We start from the raw sequence: 18,137 nt of genomic DNA, 5'->3' as shown, positions 1-18,137 counted from the left end.
TATCTTTATGGACATTGAAGAATTAATATTACTAAAAGAACATTCACAATTACTCGTGATGAATTCGTGGCGCTATGATATTCCACAAGAACAGCGGAATATTATCATTGCCAATGCGCTCAATAGTTGTGTAATTCATAAAAAATTTCATATTAATGGATATCTCATTACCAATAGACGTGTATTTTTAATTGGTTCAAGTGAAACCACACCTTTTCAAGAAGTATTGTATCATTTCTATTATGAAGTTGAAACAGGAATTGTAGCATACAAAAAGACACATAATGAATATGATGACGAACATCATTTAGCGTATTATACACAACACAAATTATTCACAAATTTTCCGTTTTACAATGAACATATCCGAAGTATTATCACCGGTAAAAAAGTAGTTTTAGACTATTATGATCCTAATTTAGCTCGATTGAAGGCTTATATTCATAGGCATACTTATTGTTCCGCAATCGATTATGCTGATGACACTAACGAGACTATTAATTTTCTAGTTGATATTGAAGATCTTATTGAAATTGACGATGATATTAAAACCTTAATTAAAAACGGAAAAAGTCCTGTAATTGTAAAAAAAATAGAACAACGCAATACCTAAAATTATGTATCAACCAGAACAAAAAAAGAAACTACAAAATAGCAATATTTCAGCTACAAGTGTAAAACTACATACGAATAAAGGTTTGACTTTAAAAGATCATAGAGCAACACATTTGCAAAAAACGAGCAAAGACATTGTCCAAAGAATGGAAGTCGCACAATTAGCAACCAGAAGAGTGCGAAATGTTAGGTTTAATGGTTTTAGTGAAACATTAAGACAGTTACTTCTAAGATGGGCAGTTCCTAATGGAACTCGCATTCAAATTGAACAAACGGATCATGTTGGAGGATCGTTTAATGTTAGATTTACGAATACAAATGGTCCTGCTATCAGTATAGCTACGGCAAGAGGCTGGATTCAAACAGCTATCAACCATCAATAACCTGATAATTCTTCAGAATCAAGCGATAGTGAATAATATATACTGAAAATGAAAACACATCTCACCAAAAAATTAGGAGGAAAAAAACAGCAAACTGCTGCTGCGCATTCCACAAAAAATAGTGTTTTTTCATTAGAAGACAATCGCACATCAACCATTGTTCAACAGAAACAAATAGATGCAATGCATTCTCAAATTCCTGTTCAAAAAAAGAAAAACAATACAGGTTTGCCCAACACATTAAAATCTGGAATGGAAAATCTGTCTGGTCATTCTATGGATGATGTAAAAGTGCATTACAACTCGTCAAAACCAGCACAACTCAACGCGCATGCGTACGCCAAGGAACCAATATTCATCTAGCTTCTGGACAAGAAAAACATTTACCGCACGAAGCGTGGCATGTAGTTCAACAAAAACAAGGACGTGTAAAACCAACACTTAAAACGAAAGGTGTTGCCATTAACGATGATAAAGGGTTAGAAAAAGAAGCCGATGTGATGGGCGCAAAAGCCTTGCAACGGAAAGAAATATCGAATCAAAAACCTAATACTAAAACGAATTTTGGAGTTATTCAGTTAGGGAAAAAATTAACGCCTGCTAAAAGATTAGAAGCGCTCCGAAGAGCTGGGCACGTTACTGGTATATCAAAAATAAAAAGAGTTGGCAAAAGAAGACCTAAAAGTTTAGGTGGATATGCACAAACTACTGTTTCAGGTAGAAAATATTACTCTAGAAAAGATCCTACTGGAAGAGTCGTTAAATTTGCAGGAGGTTTAAAGTATTCTAAAGCAGCTAGAAAAGCAACTCCTAAAGTTCCCTACAAAAGAAAAAATGATGCCGCTGGGCATTTGATCGCACATAGTTTTGGAGGTCCACCAAAATTCACAGATAATTTTGTGGCTATGAATAAAACTATCAACAGCGCTGGAGGCGCATGGGGAAAAATGGAAGGGTACATTAGGCAACGCTTGAAACAAAAAAATATAGAAGTCTGGATGTCAGTAAAACCACACTACGTTGGGAAAAGCAAACGTCCAATTAGTATAGGAGTAAGCCTTACATTTAATAGATCGCCATTCAAGGTAAAGTTTAATATTGCCACACCTTAAATGCTAATTTGACCAAAGCATTTTTATTTATTATATATGAAAACACATCTCACCAAAAAATTAGGAGGAAAAAAACAGCAAACTGCTGCTGCGCATTCCACAAAAAATAGTGGTTTTTCATTAGAAGACAATCGCACATCAACCATTGTTCAACAGAAACAAATAGATGCAATACAGTCTCCTATTCAAAAAAAGAAAAACAATACAGGTTTACCCGATACTTTAAAATCAGGAATGGAAAATCTTTCAGGTCATTCTATGGATGATGTAAAAGTGCATTACAACTCGTCAAAACCAGCACAACTCAACGCGCATGCCTACGCACAAGGAACCAATATTCACCTAGCATCTGGACAAGAAAAGCACTTGCCACATGAAGCCTGGCATGTAGTACAGCAAAAACAAGGACGTGTAAAACCGACTATAAAAACGAAAGGTGTTGCTATTAACGATGATAAAGGTTTAGAAAAAGAAGCCGATGTGATGGGCGCAAAAGCGTTACAACGGAAGGAAATTTCAAATTCTTCTATTCAGCTTAAAGAAGTGGCACAAAGAAAACTACAGAAAGTCGTTGAAAACACTTCTTCTGGAACAATTCAAAAAATGTCAAATTCAGTTATTCAATTTGCTGAACCACAAGATACTGTTGAAGTAATTAAAAAATATTTTTATAACACTTACCAACATTATGGAAAAGCCTTAATTGAAAGGGTATGTACAGCAAAAGGGATGCGGGTTCATGCACACGGAAGTGGAAAACCTGGTGATGGAATAAATGCCGCAACACAAAAAGAAATGGACGATTTACTTCCATTTCTTCGAGCAGCAAAAAGGGCAGCTCCAAGAAGGCAAGCTCCTGCAAAAAAGAAACCTAGGGATAAGTCTAAAGTACATAATAAAGTAGAAGCAAAAGCAGCGGCTCTTAGTAAAGAGCAAAAAAAGAAAGACAGAGCAGCCGCGAAAAAAGCAGCATACGATGCTCGTCAATAAAATTTTATTCAAAATAATCATACCGTTATAAAACCTCTTTTAATATGATCTCCTATTAAATAATCAAGATTCCGTATATTTAAAAAATAAACTATTCAAAAACCAACCAACCGATGCAAGCTACAAGTATCTCTAGTCACGAAAGCAGCTTTTTTAAAACAGGAGAAGATTCTGCTGGAAAAAAATTCAACTTAACAGAAATGTCTGTTCCCATCAAAGGAACCGATGAAGTCATGGAGTATGTGAATTGTAGAACACAAAATGGAGATAAATCGTTTTATTACGAAGAAAGAAATACCAAAACTCAAATTGTACTTCACTTTACAGCAGGGTATTTAAAAGGAGATGTAGCAGCCTTAACAAAACCTAACAATCATGTATCTACACCTTTCATTATTGCAAGAAACGGCACCATTTTAAGTATGTGGTCATCTGCTTTTTGGTCCTATCATTTGGGTTCAGGTGCTATTGGAGGAAATAAAAATGGTTGTAAAAGAACCATTGGTATTGAAATTTCTAATATTGGCTATTTAAAGAAAATAGGAGATACATTAATGACAGTTTACAGTGATACAGATGATTATTGTGAACTTGAGGAAGATTATTATCACACAAAATTAGATACGCCTTTTAGAGGACAAGAATATTTTGCAACCTTTAGTGAAAAGCAATACGATAGCCTCATCGTTTTGCTCCGTTATTTAACCGCCGAATATAACATTCCACGACTATTTTTACCAGAAGATAAAAGATATGAAGTAGGTACCGTAGAAGAATTACCAAACTTTAAAGGAATTACTTCACATATAAATTATAGAACTTCTGGCAAATGGGATATTGGACCTGCATTCGATTGGGAAAGAGTCATTCAAGGTGTGAATGCATAATTCGAAAAATTGTATTGTTAACTGTCTAATTTTTTACAGATATATTGTTATTTTTTAAAAACGCACGCTTCTTTTATCGTGAATTAGTATACTTTTGCAGCTGTTTTTAAAACGACCATTAAATGCTCAAAAAAGCAATTCAATTTATGATCATAAGCGCAATAGCGTTTGCCTTTTTGAATGCAATTGTAAAATATCTAGGTGATTTTAATGCGTACCAAGTTGTGTTTTTTAGATCGATTGGAACCTTGGTTTTCACCATTCCGTTTTTACTAAAACATAAAATTTCCATCTATGGAAATAAAAAAACATTGCTGATTTTTCGCGGAATCGTCGGTGTAACTTCCATGTCATTATTTTTTATGTCGTTGAAATATTTACCAATGGGATCAGTGGTTTCACTACGGTACATCTCTCCTATCTTTGCAGCAGTTTTCGCAGTATTTTTTCTCAAAGAAAAAATCAAACACATTCAATGGTTATTTTTCCTGATTGCTTTTTGTGGCGTTCTCGTCTTAAAAGGATTTGACGCGAAAATTGGCACCATAGGATTACTATTAGCAATTGCTTCTGCCTTTTTTAGCGGGTTGGTTTTTATTGTGATTCGAAAAATTGGAGACAGAGATCATCCAGTAGTGATTGTCAATTATTTTATGATGGTTGCCGTATTGGTTGGTGGAATTTTATGCATTCCGTATTGGAAAACGCCGATTGGTTGGGAATGGGCTTTGCTCCTTAGTTTAGGGATTTTTGGCTATATCGGGCAATTGTACATGACCAAAGCATTGCAACTAGCAGAAACTAACAAAGCAGCGCCATTAAAATATATAGAAGTTATTTTCACGATGCTCATTGGACTAAGCTGGTTCCATGAATCATACACAGTTTGGAGCGTGCTCGGAATTATCTTAATTATCATTGGTTTGACCTTGAATACGTATACGAAAGCTGCGAAATAAATTAACTTGACTTCGAAATAAAAATTACACGTAACGGATTCTTTTTCCGCAGTGTAGCAATCATTTTACGTTAAGAATTTTTGAAGCCTTGGAGAAAATTTAGTGAAATGAGTGCGGTTTTAGCTTTCCGAAGAGAAAGATAAAAACACCTCTGGAAAAAGCGCACTTTCTTTTGTTTCTTTTCTTTGTGCGAGCAAAGTAAAAGAAAATGAAATACTTACATTTTTATTTTATTGAAGCTATATTAAATAAAAACATAAAAAAGCACTTGCTAATTCACACAAGTGCTTTTTAAAATTCAATTGAAAAATCTAAACTAAAATTGAATCGTATTATTTTAAAGTAATTGGAAACTCAGCAATTGTTGTGTCCCATCCAATTTTTAAGTGTATTACATTTTTACTTTTTTCGTATAAAACAATTGATAATTGCTCTATTTCTGTATCACTTTTTTGTGTTGGCACCGTAATACTTGCAACATCTTTTGAAGCGTCATACGAGTAATTTCCCCAACCGTCATTTTCAGTGTTTATTTTTAAGGTCCACGAATCTTTCGTTGGAATGATAATTACGGAATAACGACCCGCTTTTACCTTCGAATCTCCGATCATAACATCTGTCATAAATAACACTTCCGTAGATTCGTTAGCACCAACTCTCCAAGCTTTGTCAAACTTCAATAAATTTCCAAAAACTTCTCTTCCTTTTTTATAAGGTCGTGCATAAATGACACGGATTTTTGGTTCCAAGGATTTTTTCTGTGCATCCGTTTTTGCAAAGGCTCTTTTTGCTGCGTTGGTTGGATAATGCGCGATGTCCGTTGGACTTTTATCTGCTTTTGGGAAATCTTGTGCGTTTACGGTACTTACTGCTGCGAAAAACGCTAGCATCATCATAATTTTTCTCATGATTACTTTTTTAAATTAATTAGGTTTTCGGTTACTATTCTTGATAATTCTTTTAATTCTCCTTTTTCATATAGTGCTGGCAAATCTTTCAACGGCGTGCCAACTTCTGCTTTGTAATTGATGTAATCTTGAAACGTAACTCCATCAACAACACGTGTATTATAAGCACTTCTAAAACGAACGCCGCCATCATTTACTTGATAATTATACGCTAAATAGTCAATCTTTTTTGTGTTTTGATTGATCCAATAATGATACTGATCATCGTGATCTTCTCCACCACCTTCTTGGTTGAACGTAATTTGAATGACATCGTATTTTTGTTCGTTAATCGTAGTTTCTTCCACATATTTTTTATTGACTGCTGCATCATTTAATTTATGTGGTAAGGTTGCAAAATAGATCACAGAATTGATTGCGCCGGTAGCACTTGCAATTTTCTTTTCGGGCAATTCAATGGGTTGATTGTTCACGAAGCGTGAAAATTTTCCATTGTCTAAAACATCACGCGTAGTTTTGCCATCTTTCGTGCTTTCGACTTCGTAGCTGTATTTATTTCCATCATTTTTAAAACGATATTTTTTAGTTCTAAATACAAATGAATAATTCGCAGTATCGTACAAATCGCCACCATGTGCTTTGATAGCTTCCTGAATAATTTGTGTTGCTTTGTCTATGGTTTTCGGTGTTGCTTCCTGAGTCGTTTCTGTAACAGTTGCCGTTTTCTCTAAAGTATTTTTTTCTTTGGTTTCGCATGCTATCAAGCTGAAAAACAGTGTGAAAACTAAGAATAGTTGAGTCGATTTCATTAGATTGATTTGGCTATTAGCTCACTTTTTTAGGCTAATTTTTTATTAGTTCCTGTGTTTGTCGCAATAATGCTAAGAACTTTCTTTTTTTAACAGAATTTAACTTTTAATGTGATGGTTGAAGAAATATGCAACAAGAATGAATTTATTATTTTTTTAGAGAAACAGTTCCTTTAATATTCTGCCAATTGAATAGACTCAATTGTAATAAAACAAGGTATATCTACAGAAAGTGGTTGTTCTTCCAATGAAGGCTCCGAAAATGACGTATCCTCCGTAATAATACCAGTAACAGTTACTTTTTTTCCTTCAAATTTCTGAAACTCTTCTTTTGGGCGTATGGCTTCTTTTAGATATGGAGGTAGCAAGATTACCTCTAATGTATCATTAACAACAATTTTATAATGCCCCGAATGTTTAGCCTGTCCTCGTTGTGATATGGTACACTTTGTATACACGCCAGTTAAGGTTGCACTTTCATTAAATTGAAAATCTAAGTCACTATTTTGCATCGAATCGGATGTTTTTTTTGAGTTACACATGGTAAATACGAACAGCATGCATATATAAATTATTTTCTTGGTCATTATTTCTTTTCAATTGTCATGGTCGTTGGTTTGTCTCCATGCTGTTTTGTCCCAAGATGTTGCTCATGGAACGTTTGTCCTTTTTTCGCTGCAGTTCCATACATCGCAAAATCCCATTTTTTATTTTCTACATCGCCAGGTACAGCATAATTTTCTAATGTTACCGTATCCTTTTTATCATCACTTTTCATTACAACGCCGCCCCAATGAAAGTTCCAAGTTCTTTTCCCTGGATAATTGGTACCACCAGAAGACATTGTATATCCTTGTCCTACATCGGGACTTGCATATTTATTTATTTCTAAATATTTATCTACTTCCTCTCTTTTTGTTGCGCTCAATGTATTATAATAGGTCATCATACTATCGCCATAAGCTTCTACTTTTGACCAATAAATCTTGATTTTTGCTTTTTTATCCGCTGTAGTAGTAGCAGCTCTATACGCAGCTTTAGCCGCATTAACTTCTAACATCTTAGCATTAGCTTTCGTAATTGTAGCATTGATTTTTACTTTTTCAGCGGCGCTAGTAGATGCCATTTTGAGCCATCGTTTCAAAAGTTTTTTCATAATTTCAGCTTTCATAAAAGCTGGCGATGTTGCAGCTGTTTTAGCATTGGTTCCTGTCAAAGGATCATAATGTAAAGCTGTTCTTTTGTTACTTCCTACTATTACGGCACAGCTTTTTCCACAATCATCAATAAGTTTCATATTGTCTCCAAATGTAAAATTTTTAAAATTTATTGGAGCCACTTTTTTGAGGGTTTTTGTGTTAGTACCATCTGATACATTAAAACTTGAACTTAGTTCTATCAGTTTTATTCCAGAACCAACTTTTGTTAATTTAGTATTAGCAGCTTTTGCTTTACCCGCTTTCGCATAAAAATCATGATTAGGATATCCTACTCTAACAGCTGCGGTCAAATCATCAGCTATTCTATAAGATTTCCCTTTTGCTGACCCTTTTGTACCAGTAGCATCAAAATACCTTTGAATTAAATTTGGTTGTGTTTTATTTCCTTTTTGCTGAACTACATGTGCTAATTCATGTGCAAGTAAATGCTTTCCTCCTGAGCTTTTCGGGTTGTATTGACCGCTATTAAAATAGATATCATTACCATTTGTAAATGCTTTGGCACTTAAAGAACGATTCATCTGTACAGCATTTTCATTCGTATGAATTTTTACTTTTGAAAAATCGGCACCTATACTGTTCCCCATACTATTTTGTGTAGAAGCGTCCATAGCCTGTCCGCCTCCTTTACTTTTTTGCAAAGAAGATGCTAATGCAGCTGAAGGCGACTTATTTTCATTTCCCTTCATTTGGAGTATTTCTTCTTCATCTTGTTTTACTTCTTGTCTTTGAATGATTGGACTCAGAGATGCAGCTAATGGTTTCATTTGTAATTTATCTTCATTACACTTGTTGCATTTTCGCTGAACTGTTTGTGATTGATTACCAGTAGGCATTCTCATCACCTTATCTGCCACTTGATCTGCTTCTTTTTCATATTTATCATTTGACTTACCAATGGTTAATTTTGCTTGAATGATAGGAGGAATAAAACTGTGTTGATTCCCTTTTCCTTTTAAAAAAGGAGTTGAATTAGAATTATTCTTATGTTTGGATTCACGAATTATTGAAGAAGGTGCAAACATGTTTTCTATTTTTAGGTAAGTAATTTAATAAAGATACCTTTTAATAACTTACAAAAAAAGAGTGAAAACCCCTTTTCTACACTCTTAAAAAAAGAGTAAGCAATATTTATTGACTTTTTCAGGTTTATTACACGATACAATTATTAAGAGCAGTCAATCATTTTACAAAAATCCCAAAGAGTTCATTGCCTGCGCGCGGCGGAATAGAGTTATATGCTTTTTCAAATGTGTGTATATTGAAGTACGGTTCAAGATAGCTTAGATATTCCTCTTTGCTTCCACCAAACGGACGTTTTTCTAAATCGCCAGTTAATGGGAAATCAAACCATAAACCGACTATTTTTCCTGTTGGTCGTAAGAGTTTCGACATCTGTTTTGCGTAGTTTTTTCTAGTTGCTGGTAATGGCGGAAACGAACAAAAAAATGTTTGTTCTAGAATCAGGTCGTAGTTTCCATTGTGCTGAAAGAAATCGCCACACAATAAGTTTTCAGAAGGAAATTTAGGGTTTCGTTGTTGGAATTCTTGCAGCGGAATTTCAGATATATCTAAGATAAAAACGTTTGTAAATCCTTTTTCAAATAAATATTCAGCTTCATAAGCATTTCCTGCACCGGGAATTAAAATCTTCAGATTTTTATCTGTCAATTGATCAATGTATTCTTTTAACGGCGTGGATGGCGAACCAATATCCCAACCCGTTTGCGCGTCTTTGTAGCGTTGTGACCAATATTCTTCTGTGGAAGCTGAATTCATAATCTTGCGTTTGAATGTAAAGTTCTGAAAAAGAAAATTAATTCATTATCAATCTTATCGCTATTTTTTATAATCAATTTAGATTATCTGTAACTTTTTGAGAATTAATGTCGTCTAACGAAAGAATCAATAGACGCAAAGAATAGTATGATTACAAAAACAACGAATCATAAAGGTTTTTTATTTGATCTAATTATTTACATAGCTGTAATGTTTTTGATTAGAGAAGTATCAATCCCAAATACCAGTTTTCTTGTTACTGGGCTTTTTTGGTCATTTACAACATTAATAGTTGCAAGTTGGAGAATGAAAGTTCGAAATGTTTCTTGGAAAGATGTAGGATTAACAAAACCCAAAAGCATAAAAAAAACACTGCTCGTTACTGGCTTAATTTTAGTAACTACAATTATCTGCTTAGTCGCTTTTAATATTATAAAAGATCAGATCCCGTTTTTCACAGAACAAGTATCAGACCTTGAAAAAACAACAGAGCCTACAACATCAAAATTTGGAAACCTTAAAGGCAATTGGTGGCTTTTTTTAACGATAATGCCAATGGTTTTAATTGAATCATGCTTAGAAGAATTATTAGATAGAGGATTCTTAATAAATTGGTTTGAAAAGTTATTCTCTCAAACTACTATTGCAACACTTCTTGCAGTCGTACTTCAAGCTGCAATTTTTGGTTTTAGACATTCTTATGATTTATCTGAAAGATCAATAACTGTTGGAATAATTGGCTTAATTATGGGAATAGCGTACGTAAAGTTTGGTCGAAATTTATGGCCATTAATTCTCGCGCATTGTATCCTTAATACAATATCAATGATTGATAGAGTCTAAATTATTTGAAATAAAAAATCCTTGCTTCTTTATGAAACAAGGATTTCGTTGCGTAATTATAGACTATCCGTGGCTTAGTACGTTTAGTTTTTAATTAAAAATCAACCAATTTTATGATTAGCTACAAGCGTCTAATGCTGCTATAAATTCATCATCACTATTAATGGTTGCTTGTGTTCCATCATCGTACTCAATAGTCATTGGATATGTTGGTACAAAGAATGTATCGTTATCTATTCCGTCAAGGAAAGCAACAAATTCTTCATCGCTGTTTATAGTTGTTACAGTTCCATCATCTGATAATAATGATAATGGATATACAATTTCAAAACAGTTTACTCCACAATCATCACAAGGATCAATATCATAACAATCGTTGTAAAGTGCATCAAAATCAGCGTCATTATTAATTGTAGAGGTAATTCCTATATTACTTGTTACCATAATTGGATATACAAATCCTATTGCATCATTTACAGAGAATAATTCTAAATTATCATTCACAACTACTGTAGTTCCATCATCGGTTATAACGCTTAATGGGAAATTGAAGTCAAAACAATCGTTTCCAAAAAAGATGATTTGTTGACCAAGACAAGCTTCCAGCGCTTGAATAAATCCAAATTCATTAGCAATTGTTACTATATTTCCATCTGCAGTAGTAATTGTAACAGGAAACGCTACATAGTAACCTGCATTAAAAAAATTGTCAGCTTCTGCTTGACTATTTACAACAGCAGTTGTATTACCATTCGTTACGGTATAAGGAAAGTTGAGTGTAAAACAGTCATCCGTTGAATAATTATCAATGACATCACTGTTTTCATTATTATTTTCAAATACCGTTTCTGCCTGATCTGTGGATGCTGCTGTACGAGCATAGGCTGTTAAACTTGTTTTCAAAGCAACATTTCCATCTGTACTTTGATCTTCAGGAATTACATCAGTGTTGTCATTACTACACGAAAATGTAAAAAGTGCAACTGCAATAATGAGTGATAATTTTAATAAATTTTTCATAGCTGTTTAATTTAGATTCAATTTTTTTTTGGTTTACAAATTATAGACAATCATATCACTTTTCACCCTACCTTTTCAAATTAAAGCGACAAAATAAATTTTTAAAATGCTGTTTTTTAATCATTTAAACATTAAATATTTTTACCTACATTTGAAACCTACAAACCCATACTTTAATTTTCCAACCTATTGAAACCAAAAAAATCAGTCTGTGAAGCTAAGAATTTTGATGCTATTTTCAAACAGCATTCAAGAACTTTGCGCAACTATATTTTTTATAAATGTGGTGATTCAGATTTGGCTGAAGATTTAGTACAAGAAGCCTATATTAAGCTTTGGAACAATTGTAAAAAAATTCCGTTCGCGAATGCGTTATTCTTTTTAAAAAGAGTTGCTAATAATGCATTTTTAAATGTGGTAAAACATAAGAAAATTGTATTGCAACACGAACAAATTAAGAAATCGGGAGTTGACAATCAAGATCCTGAATTTTTATTAGAAGAGAAAGAATTCATGCAAAAACTAGAGAATGCTATTGCGAGTTTGTCTGAGAAGCAGCGCGAAGTTTTTCTGTTGAATAGAATTGATAAGAAAACGTATAATGAAATTGCACTATTTCTCGATATTTCAAAAAAAGCTGTCGAAAAACGAATGCACAATGCACTAAAAACGCTGCGAAAAGAAATTGGAGATCTTTAAAAGGTAGGGTGAATAAATTTTTAGTTGTCTATAATATAAGTGAGGCGTCATGGAAAATAAAAAAAATAACGAAACTGATTTAGCGAAATGGCTTAGTGGAGAATTATCTCCAACTGAGAAAGATGCTTTTGAGCAATCGGAAGATTATAAAGCGTATGCTAAAATCATCAACGCAATGGAAAAACTAAGTGATCCAGCGTATGATGAAGACGAAGTTTTGTCAAAAATTAAAGAAAAAATTGCTTCGCAACCTAAGGTTAGAAAACTCAATATACGCTACATGTATGGCGCAGCAGCTTCGCTAATTTTATTGATTGGATTGTACTTTTTTCTGAATAATACAACCAAACCTTTTCAAACAGATTTTGGACAACAACTTGCTGTCATACTTCCTGATGGTTCTGAAATAATCTTAAATTCAAAAACAACGTTACATTACGATAAAGATAGTTTTATCAATAATCGAATTTTGCAATTAGATGGTGAAGCTTATTTTAAAGTTACCAAAGGGTCTCCATTTAAAGTAGTTACAAATGAAGGAACTGTAGAAGTTTTAGGAACGCAATTTAACGTCGATACAAACGATGATTTTTTTGAAGTTAAATGCTATTCTGGGAAAGTAAGAGTAACCAATGATCAAAAAGCAGAACGCATTCTAACCAAAGGAAATGCACATAGAACATACAATAATATGGCAACAAATTGGGATTTTGATCCAACAAATGCATCTTGGATTTCTGGAGAAAATACATTTACAAATACACCTTTGTTACAAGTAATTGATGCGCTAGAAGATCAATATGAAATCGAAATAAAGAATTCAGAAACCTTTAAAGACGAATACTTTACAGGTCGTTTTTCTAATACTGATCGTGATTTGGCGCTGAAAACTGTTTTTGGCGCAATGAATATTGCCTACGAACTGAATGATAATAGTGTAAAGCTCTCAAAAAAGTAAATGAAGCAAGCATATTTGTTATACCTATTACTTTTATGCTTCACGATAGCACATTCACAGGAACGCACAACTTCTTACGATACTACTCCGCTAAAAACGGTATTAACAGATGTTGAAAAACAGTTTAAAATTAGCATTTCTTATAATTCTAAAATCGTTCAAGGAAAAACGATTACGCTAAAAAATGTACCTGCTACACTTTTAGAAATTTTAAACATAATCACAGCGCAAACTGATTTGATTTTTCAAAAAATCAACGCAAAAAACTATATCCTAAAACAACCAAAAATAAAGAAAGATCCGCTAACAGAACGTACCATTGATTTAGACAAAGTGCTTATCTCTAACTATTTGACTACTGGGTTTTCTAAAAATGTAGATGGTGCCATTGAAGCGGTTCCAAAAAAATTTCAAACCTTACCTGGCTTTGTAGAACCCGATGTGTTGCAAAGTGTACAGCTGATTCCTGGTATTCAGAGTCCTGATGAAACCTCCACAGGGTTGAATATTCGTGGTGGAACGCCTGACCAGAATTTGATTCTTTGGGACGGCATAAAAATGTATCAATACGATCATTTTTTTGGCATGATTTCTTCCTTTAATCCGTATTTGATTGAGAATGTAAAGATTTATAAAAATGCGGCTTCTGCACGCTACGGGAATCATATCTCTGGTGTAATTGACATTAAATCACATTCCAAAATTCCAAAGAAAACCAAAATAGGATTGGGCGCAAATATGATTTATGTAGATGCGTTTGTACATCAACCTATTGGCGAAAAAGTAGCTGTGATTGCTTCGTTTCGTCGCTCATATTCGGATGTGTTTGAAACTGTCACTTTTGATGAGTTTTCAGAACAAATTTTTCAAAACACAAAAATTACGGACAATGCCGGAACGTTTAACGACGCGCTTTCATTGACCAATAATACGTTTTACTTTATTGATTTTACAGCAAAAATCATAGCCGAACTTTCTGAAAATAGTCAACTTTCTGTAAGTTCCATTGTGTCTAAAAATGAACTTGATTTTGTATCTCAATTTGATGAAATTAATCGACGAACAGACGATGATTTATCTATTAATAATCGTGGAATTGGCGTAACATGGAAAAACAATTGGAACAAAAAATTTGCTACAAAACTCAGCGTAACAGCTTCTCGGTATAATTTTGAATATATCGGACAAGAATTATTGTCTAATCTTTTCGATTACGAAACTGTCAAAAAGAATAAAGTATTGGATGTTGGCGTTCATATTGAATTGGAATATAAATTAAATACGAAAAATGCTTTTATTGGTGGTTACGAATTGTCTATCAATGAATTGGATTACACAATTGGGAAACAATCGGATGTTATTTTTGATCCAGATTTTTTGATTACTTCCGAAAATTCTAAAAATACAGTACATGCTATTTTTGGCGAACATCGCTTTAAAGCAAACGATTGGACTATTTTTACTGGCATTCGCGGAAGTTATGCGACTGTAATCAATAATTTCTTTTTTGAACCGAGAATTCACGTTTCTAAGAAACTAAATGAACTGTTTAATGTGACACTTTCTGCAGAAAGACAGTTTCAATTTATCAGTCAAATTATTGAGCTTGAAACGCAAAATTTTGGATTGGAAAATCAGGTTTGGGTTGCAGCAAATGATCATACAATTCCTGTATTGCGAAGCGAACAAGTCAGTATTGGCGGTAATTTTCAGTATAATTCTTGGAATGTTGATGTAGAAACATATTATAAGAAAATCAACAATTTAACAACGTTAACAAGAGGTTTTGACTTAGAAAACACGACACTTTCTATTGGCGAAAGCACTATTACAGGATTGGATGTTTTGGTGAAGAAACGTTTCTATAATTTTACCAGTTTGGTCAGTTACGCATTGACGCGAAACGAGTTTAAGTTTGACAATTTGAACAATACAAATCCATTTTCAGGCAATTTTGACATTCGTCATTATCTGTCTTTGATTCAATCGGCAAAGTTTGGCAACTTAGAATTATCGCTTGGTTGGCGTTACCGAACTTCGCGACCGTATACATTGGCATTAGGTTTGGAAGGTGATACTGCGGATACGGTAGAAATTCAATATGGAGAAACCAACGGCGAACGTTTGCAAGCATATCATCGTTTAGATTTTTCGGCGAAGTACGAATTGAAACCTTTTAAAAACAAGGATTTGAAAGCTTCACTCGGCTTTTCATTGTTGAATATGTATAATCAGAAGAATATTTTAAATCGAAGCTACCGAGTTATTTTGAACAGAGAAAACGCTGAATTTCAGTTGCGAACTATTGATAAAATTTCATTAGGAAGAACGCCCAATTTTATGCTTCGGTTGGAATTTTAAAGGAATTCCACAAAATAAAAAAACACCAACGTCCTTAAGACATTGATGCTTTTTCTTGGTAAAGAATATCGAATACTACGATTAATCTGTAAGTGCTTCCAATTCGTTGGTTACGTCCAAATAGTATACTTTGTAACACAAATATCCATTGCGAATGTGATAGCCATCTAAGAATTTATCTTTTGCTTTTTGAAAGTTAACTTTTGCTTTTTCAGGCTTGTTGAGTGCTTTGTACGCCAAGCCAATGTAATAGTAACTATCTGGATAATCTTCTGTTATTTTGAGTTGCTTGTCAAAGATTTCGAGCGCTTTTTTATATTGCTTATTTTTCACATACAACATCCCTAATGTATGATAATCTGTCAAGCCAAAATCTTCTTCGCGTTTGTAGCTTTTAAGACAATTTTCAATGGTTTCAATTCCTTTTTCGTAATTGCCCAATTTAGCATACGACATTCCAAGCAAGATCCGCATGTCTTTGTCGCCACCTGGAGTCATTTCGTAAATAAATGCATTTGGAAGCGCATAAAAACGTTCTAAATCTTTGATGCAAAGTTTGTAATTTCTGTTTTGAAAATGCCAATAGGCTCTGTATGTTAAGTTATATCGCGGTTCTAGTTCTACAGCTTTGTCGAGTAACCGTAAACCTTCCGTAATGAGTCCTCTTTTTAAATAGGCAACTGATTTTTCCATGTATGCCCAAGCATAGTTTGGATTGATTTTTAGGATAGAATCAAACATAATTTGCGATTCGCGACTTCCTTGTTTTAAATTTTCTCTTTGATGGGCAAGTTCACACGCTTTTCGTTCGTTGCTGCCTTCGGGATAAATTAAACAATTCCCCTGACTGTACATATAAGAAGTACAACTAAGTAGTGCAATGATGAGTCCTTTTTTCATGAGCGTACAATGTTTCCGTTTTCTATTTTTACAATGAGAAATGTGTATCCATCATGACTTTCTCCTTTATATATTGGATGATTCCATTTTTTTAAACTTTTCACTTTCGTGATGATTTCCTTTTCTAAAGCATCTGGGCATTTCATTTCTTTGAAGTCTTCATCTACAATTTCCCATCGGAATCTGCCTGTTTCATTTTTACAGTTTACCGCAAAACGAATGAAAAAATAGCCTGTAAACGATTCAAATGCTGGTTGTATTTTGTAATTGTTAATGAGTTCTTTTTCCATGGCAGGTGTACCACCTGTATATGCAATTTGTGCTCTTTTGTGAAGCACTTTTGTGGAATCGCAAAATATGAAGTTAGCATCATCAAGTTCAGCATTGAACTTTGTGTCGCCAATATCTGCTAGGTATTCGGGTTTCTTTTCAACTTCAGCTTCTTTTTTAGTATGGCAACTGATGCATAGTATCGAAACCATCAATATGTATAAGCAAGTTGTTGTTTTCATGTTTATTGATTGATCGATTGTGCTAGAATTTACAAATTTATTTTAGAAAATTCATCATAATGCATTCGGTAATGGAAACTTGAAAAGTCAAAACCTTTTAAAGTTTCTGCTCTATTTTTAGAAATTCTTTCAGCATGATTTACCATAAAGTTATAAATCTCAACACCATCTGCAACAAATACATTTTCCAGTCCTGAGAAATGAGCAATTACTGCTTCTAACTTTTTGATGTCTACTTCGTATTTTTTTAAATATAATGCCATTCGCACTTTTGCATCTTGTTTCTGAATGTCTGAAAATGCTCCTGAATTCAAACAACTTTCCAAACAGATACAAGCCGTGATATTCGTAAATATGTTGCTGTAAAGTGTATATAAATTTCGGTGATCTTCGGTTTCTACAATGTCCGTTGTTCGCGTACGGTGATTAATTTTGAAGATTTCTTCTTGTTTGTGAAGTAAGGTTGTGAATAGTATTTTTCCTGTGTAATGTCCTAAAACATCAATAAATTCTACTTCATCTTCTACATCTTTATTCTCTTGAATTGCAATATATAAACAACCATTTGCATTGATAGTAGCAAACGAACTTGTTGGCCTAACTTTTATCCTGTAAAATATACATTTTTTTAGACACATTTCTGCCAACGAAAAGTAATCTGACACTTCTGTTTTTAAGTGTTTTATAGCGTTAGTTAATGGTTTTATATTGTGTTCAAATAATTTTGCACCTGTTTCCAATTCTTCTTCTTCAAAAGGAGCACGTTTGGATACTATATGTATTACATTTCGTAATAAAGGTACTTCATGCTTTATAACTTCAATAGTTGTATCTGGAATTATATGTAAGTTTTCAAATGGTGTGGTTTCTCCTTTTTTGTAATAGCCCAATGTTGGTATGTACGCAATTCCATCTTCATTACAGAGTGCACTTGCTTTTATTTCTCCCTTTTCAAGTAGATATCCTTGCATTAATTCTGATAACATTCCTTCTGGAAAGCTTTTTTCGGTTTGAATTTTATTAAAATAAGCCATTAATAAAGGTTCAAGAAAAATTTGATCATCATCTAAGTCTATTCTCGTTAACATAGATTCATCTTCTTTATAAATTAATATTCGAACAACATTTGCTAGTGCATTTTGCTTTACAGGAATGAATGTATTGAGCATATTTTAGTTTTTG

20 protein-coding genes are annotated in these 18,137 nt (G+C 33.5%); 11 read left to right on the top strand and 9 right to left on the bottom strand.

The window, feature by feature from the left end; genetic code table 11:
• Positions 1-7 precede the first annotated feature (7 nt).
• The 7 genes from H2O64_RS06605 (at position 8) to H2O64_RS06575 (ending at position 4,946) form a co-directional block, all read left to right on the top strand.
• Positions 8-613, top strand: coding sequence for a hypothetical protein (locus H2O64_RS06605; RefSeq protein ID WP_187561376.1), 606 nt, complete (start codon positions 8-10; stop codon positions 611-613).
• Positions 614-617: 4 nt separating this feature from the next.
• Complete coding sequence (locus tag H2O64_RS06600) at positions 618-998, top strand: hypothetical protein (RefSeq protein ID WP_187561375.1); 381 nt, start codon at positions 618-620, stop codon at positions 996-998.
• Positions 999-1,046: 48 nt separating this feature from the next.
• Positions 1,047-1,361 (top strand): hypothetical protein, encoded by a 315-nt coding sequence (locus tag H2O64_RS23960; RefSeq protein ID WP_215907131.1) that lies wholly within the window; start codon positions 1,047-1,049, stop codon positions 1,359-1,361.
• A gap of 137 nt (positions 1,362-1,498) precedes the next feature.
• Positions 1,499-2,110, top strand: a complete 612-nt coding sequence (locus H2O64_RS06590; RefSeq protein ID WP_187561540.1) for a DNA/RNA non-specific endonuclease — start codon at positions 1,499-1,501, stop codon at positions 2,108-2,110.
• Positions 2,111-2,146: 36 nt separating this feature from the next.
• Positions 2,147-3,100 (top strand): eCIS core domain-containing protein, encoded by a 954-nt coding sequence (locus tag H2O64_RS06585; RefSeq protein ID WP_187561374.1) that lies wholly within the window; start codon positions 2,147-2,149, stop codon positions 3,098-3,100.
• 113 nt (positions 3,101-3,213) lie between these two features.
• Positions 3,214-3,987 (top strand): N-acetylmuramoyl-L-alanine amidase, encoded by a 774-nt coding sequence (locus H2O64_RS06580; protein ID WP_187561373.1) that lies wholly within the window; start codon positions 3,214-3,216, stop codon positions 3,985-3,987.
• Positions 3,988-4,109: 122 nt separating this feature from the next.
• Positions 4,110-4,946, top strand: a complete 837-nt coding sequence (locus H2O64_RS06575) for a DMT family transporter (protein ID WP_187561372.1) — start codon at positions 4,110-4,112, stop codon at positions 4,944-4,946.
• A 332-nt stretch (positions 4,947-5,278) separates the two neighbouring features.
• Here the strand turns inward: H2O64_RS06575 and H2O64_RS06570 are convergent, their stop codons facing one another.
• The 5 genes from H2O64_RS06570 to H2O64_RS06550 all read right to left on the bottom strand — a co-directional run bounded on the left by H2O64_RS06570 (position 5,279) and on the right by H2O64_RS06550 (position 9,662).
• Positions 5,279-5,854: a DUF2911 domain-containing protein gene (locus H2O64_RS06570; protein ID WP_187561371.1), complete on the bottom strand. Its 576-nt coding sequence runs from the start codon at positions 5,852-5,854 to the stop codon at positions 5,279-5,281.
• Positions 5,855-5,856: 2 nt separating this feature from the next.
• Positions 5,857-6,663 (bottom strand): DUF6503 family protein, encoded by an 807-nt coding sequence (locus H2O64_RS06565; protein ID WP_187561370.1) that lies wholly within the window; start codon positions 6,661-6,663, stop codon positions 5,857-5,859.
• A 173-nt stretch (positions 6,664-6,836) separates the two neighbouring features.
• The gene (locus H2O64_RS06560) at positions 6,837-7,175 is read right to left on the bottom strand and encodes a hypothetical protein (protein ID WP_187561369.1); all 339 of its coding nucleotides are present in this window, start codon (positions 7,173-7,175) and stop codon (positions 6,837-6,839) included.
• 74 nt (positions 7,176-7,249) lie between these two features.
• The gene (locus H2O64_RS06555) at positions 7,250-8,908 is read right to left on the bottom strand and encodes an eCIS core domain-containing protein (protein WP_187561368.1); all 1,659 of its coding nucleotides are present in this window, start codon (positions 8,906-8,908) and stop codon (positions 7,250-7,252) included.
• A gap of 157 nt (positions 8,909-9,065) precedes the next feature.
• The gene (locus H2O64_RS06550) at positions 9,066-9,662 is read right to left on the bottom strand and encodes a methyltransferase domain-containing protein (protein WP_187561367.1); all 597 of its coding nucleotides are present in this window, start codon (positions 9,660-9,662) and stop codon (positions 9,066-9,068) included.
• Between the two features lie 147 nt (positions 9,663-9,809).
• Here H2O64_RS06550 and H2O64_RS06545 point away from each other — a divergent pair, with 147 nt between their 5' ends.
• Positions 9,810-10,505 carry a CPBP family intramembrane glutamic endopeptidase gene (locus H2O64_RS06545; protein ID WP_187561366.1) on the top strand — a complete coding sequence of 232 codons (696 nt, stop codon included), beginning with the start codon at positions 9,810-9,812 and terminating at the stop codon, positions 10,503-10,505.
• Positions 10,506-10,622: 117 nt separating this feature from the next.
• Here the strand turns inward: H2O64_RS06545 and H2O64_RS06540 are convergent, their stop codons facing one another.
• The gene (locus H2O64_RS06540) at positions 10,623-11,525 is read right to left on the bottom strand and encodes a hypothetical protein (protein WP_187561365.1); all 903 of its coding nucleotides are present in this window, start codon (positions 11,523-11,525) and stop codon (positions 10,623-10,625) included.
• A gap of 189 nt (positions 11,526-11,714) precedes the next feature.
• On the opposite strand from H2O64_RS06540, the gene H2O64_RS06535 reads away from it, so the two are divergent.
• The 3 genes from H2O64_RS06535 to H2O64_RS06525 are packed head-to-tail and all read left to right on the top strand — an operon-like array spanning position 11,715 to position 15,543.
• The gene (locus H2O64_RS06535; RefSeq protein WP_187561364.1) at positions 11,715-12,224 is read left to right on the top strand and encodes an RNA polymerase sigma factor; all 510 of its coding nucleotides are present in this window, start codon (positions 11,715-11,717) and stop codon (positions 12,222-12,224) included.
• Positions 12,225-12,273: 49 nt separating this feature from the next.
• Positions 12,274-13,182 (top strand): FecR family protein, encoded by a 909-nt coding sequence (locus H2O64_RS06530; protein ID WP_187561363.1) that lies wholly within the window; start codon positions 12,274-12,276, stop codon positions 13,180-13,182.
• Positions 13,183-15,543 (top strand): TonB-dependent receptor, encoded by a 2,361-nt coding sequence (locus H2O64_RS06525; RefSeq protein ID WP_187561362.1) that lies wholly within the window; start codon positions 13,183-13,185, stop codon positions 15,541-15,543.
• A gap of 81 nt (positions 15,544-15,624) precedes the next feature.
• Here the strand turns inward: H2O64_RS06525 and H2O64_RS06520 are convergent, their stop codons facing one another.
• From H2O64_RS06520 to H2O64_RS06510, 3 genes are read right to left on the bottom strand one after another with little or no spacing between them, the layout of a single operon-like run.
• Positions 15,625-16,443, bottom strand: a complete 819-nt coding sequence (locus tag H2O64_RS06520; RefSeq protein WP_187561361.1) for a tetratricopeptide repeat protein — start codon at positions 16,441-16,443, stop codon at positions 15,625-15,627.
• Positions 16,440-16,955: a hypothetical protein gene (locus H2O64_RS06515; protein WP_187561360.1), complete on the bottom strand. Its 516-nt coding sequence runs from the start codon at positions 16,953-16,955 to the stop codon at positions 16,440-16,442. The genes H2O64_RS06520 and H2O64_RS06515 overlap by 4 nt, the downstream gene beginning before the upstream one ends.
• A 29-nt stretch (positions 16,956-16,984) precedes the next feature.
• Complete coding sequence (locus H2O64_RS06510) at positions 16,985-18,124, bottom strand: hypothetical protein (protein WP_187561359.1); 1,140 nt, start codon at positions 18,122-18,124, stop codon at positions 16,985-16,987.
• Positions 18,125-18,137 lie beyond the last annotated feature (13 nt).

This window comes from Kordia aestuariivivens, from assembly GCF_014397005.1.
GTDB lineage: Bacteria > Bacteroidota > Bacteroidia > Flavobacteriales > Flavobacteriaceae > Kordia > Kordia aestuariivivens.
Note: the sequence above shows the minus strand (reverse complement) of the source record. Positions and strands in the feature narration are given on the sequence as shown.

Excerpts from the sequence above, each read along its gene's own strand:
- H2O64_RS06605 (WP_187561376.1), top strand. The coding sequence starts at position 8 with ATGGACATTGAAGAATTAATATTACTAAAAGAACATTCACAATTACTC.
- H2O64_RS06600 (WP_187561375.1), top strand. The coding sequence starts at position 618 with ATGTATCAACCAGAACAAAAAAAGAAACTACAAAATAGCAATATTTCA.
- H2O64_RS23960 (WP_215907131.1), top strand. The coding sequence starts at position 1,047 with ATGAAAACACATCTCACCAAAAAATTAGGAGGAAAAAAACAGCAAACT.
- H2O64_RS06590 (WP_187561540.1), top strand. The coding sequence starts at position 1,499 with ATGGGCGCAAAAGCCTTGCAACGGAAAGAAATATCGAATCAAAAACCT.
- H2O64_RS06585 (WP_187561374.1), top strand. The coding sequence starts at position 2,147 with ATGAAAACACATCTCACCAAAAAATTAGGAGGAAAAAAACAGCAAACT.
- H2O64_RS06580 (WP_187561373.1), top strand. The coding sequence starts at position 3,214 with ATGCAAGCTACAAGTATCTCTAGTCACGAAAGCAGCTTTTTTAAAACA.
- H2O64_RS06575 (WP_187561372.1), top strand. The coding sequence starts at position 4,110 with ATGCTCAAAAAAGCAATTCAATTTATGATCATAAGCGCAATAGCGTTT.
- H2O64_RS06570 (WP_187561371.1), bottom strand. The coding sequence starts at position 5,854 with ATGAGAAAAATTATGATGATGCTAGCGTTTTTCGCAGCAGTAAGTACC.
- H2O64_RS06565 (WP_187561370.1), bottom strand. The coding sequence starts at position 6,663 with ATGAAATCGACTCAACTATTCTTAGTTTTCACACTGTTTTTCAGCTTG.
- H2O64_RS06560 (WP_187561369.1), bottom strand. The coding sequence starts at position 7,175 with ATGCAAAATAGTGACTTAGATTTTCAATTTAATGAAAGTGCAACCTTA.
- H2O64_RS06555 (WP_187561368.1), bottom strand. The coding sequence starts at position 8,908 with ATGTTTGCACCTTCTTCAATAATTCGTGAATCCAAACATAAGAATAAT.
- H2O64_RS06550 (WP_187561367.1), bottom strand. The coding sequence starts at position 9,662 with ATGAATTCAGCTTCCACAGAAGAATATTGGTCACAACGCTACAAAGAC.
- H2O64_RS06545 (WP_187561366.1), top strand. The coding sequence starts at position 9,810 with ATGATTACAAAAACAACGAATCATAAAGGTTTTTTATTTGATCTAATT.
- H2O64_RS06540 (WP_187561365.1), bottom strand. The coding sequence starts at position 11,525 with ATGAAAAATTTATTAAAATTATCACTCATTATTGCAGTTGCACTTTTT.
- H2O64_RS06530 (WP_187561363.1), top strand. The coding sequence starts at position 12,274 with ATGGAAAATAAAAAAAATAACGAAACTGATTTAGCGAAATGGCTTAGT.
- H2O64_RS06525 (WP_187561362.1), top strand. The coding sequence starts at position 13,183 with ATGAAGCAAGCATATTTGTTATACCTATTACTTTTATGCTTCACGATA.
- H2O64_RS06520 (WP_187561361.1), bottom strand. The coding sequence starts at position 16,443 with ATGAAAAAAGGACTCATCATTGCACTACTTAGTTGTACTTCTTATATG.
- H2O64_RS06515 (WP_187561360.1), bottom strand. The coding sequence starts at position 16,955 with ATGAAAACAACAACTTGCTTATACATATTGATGGTTTCGATACTATGC.
- H2O64_RS06510 (WP_187561359.1), bottom strand. The coding sequence starts at position 18,124 with ATGCTCAATACATTCATTCCTGTAAAGCAAAATGCACTAGCAAATGTT.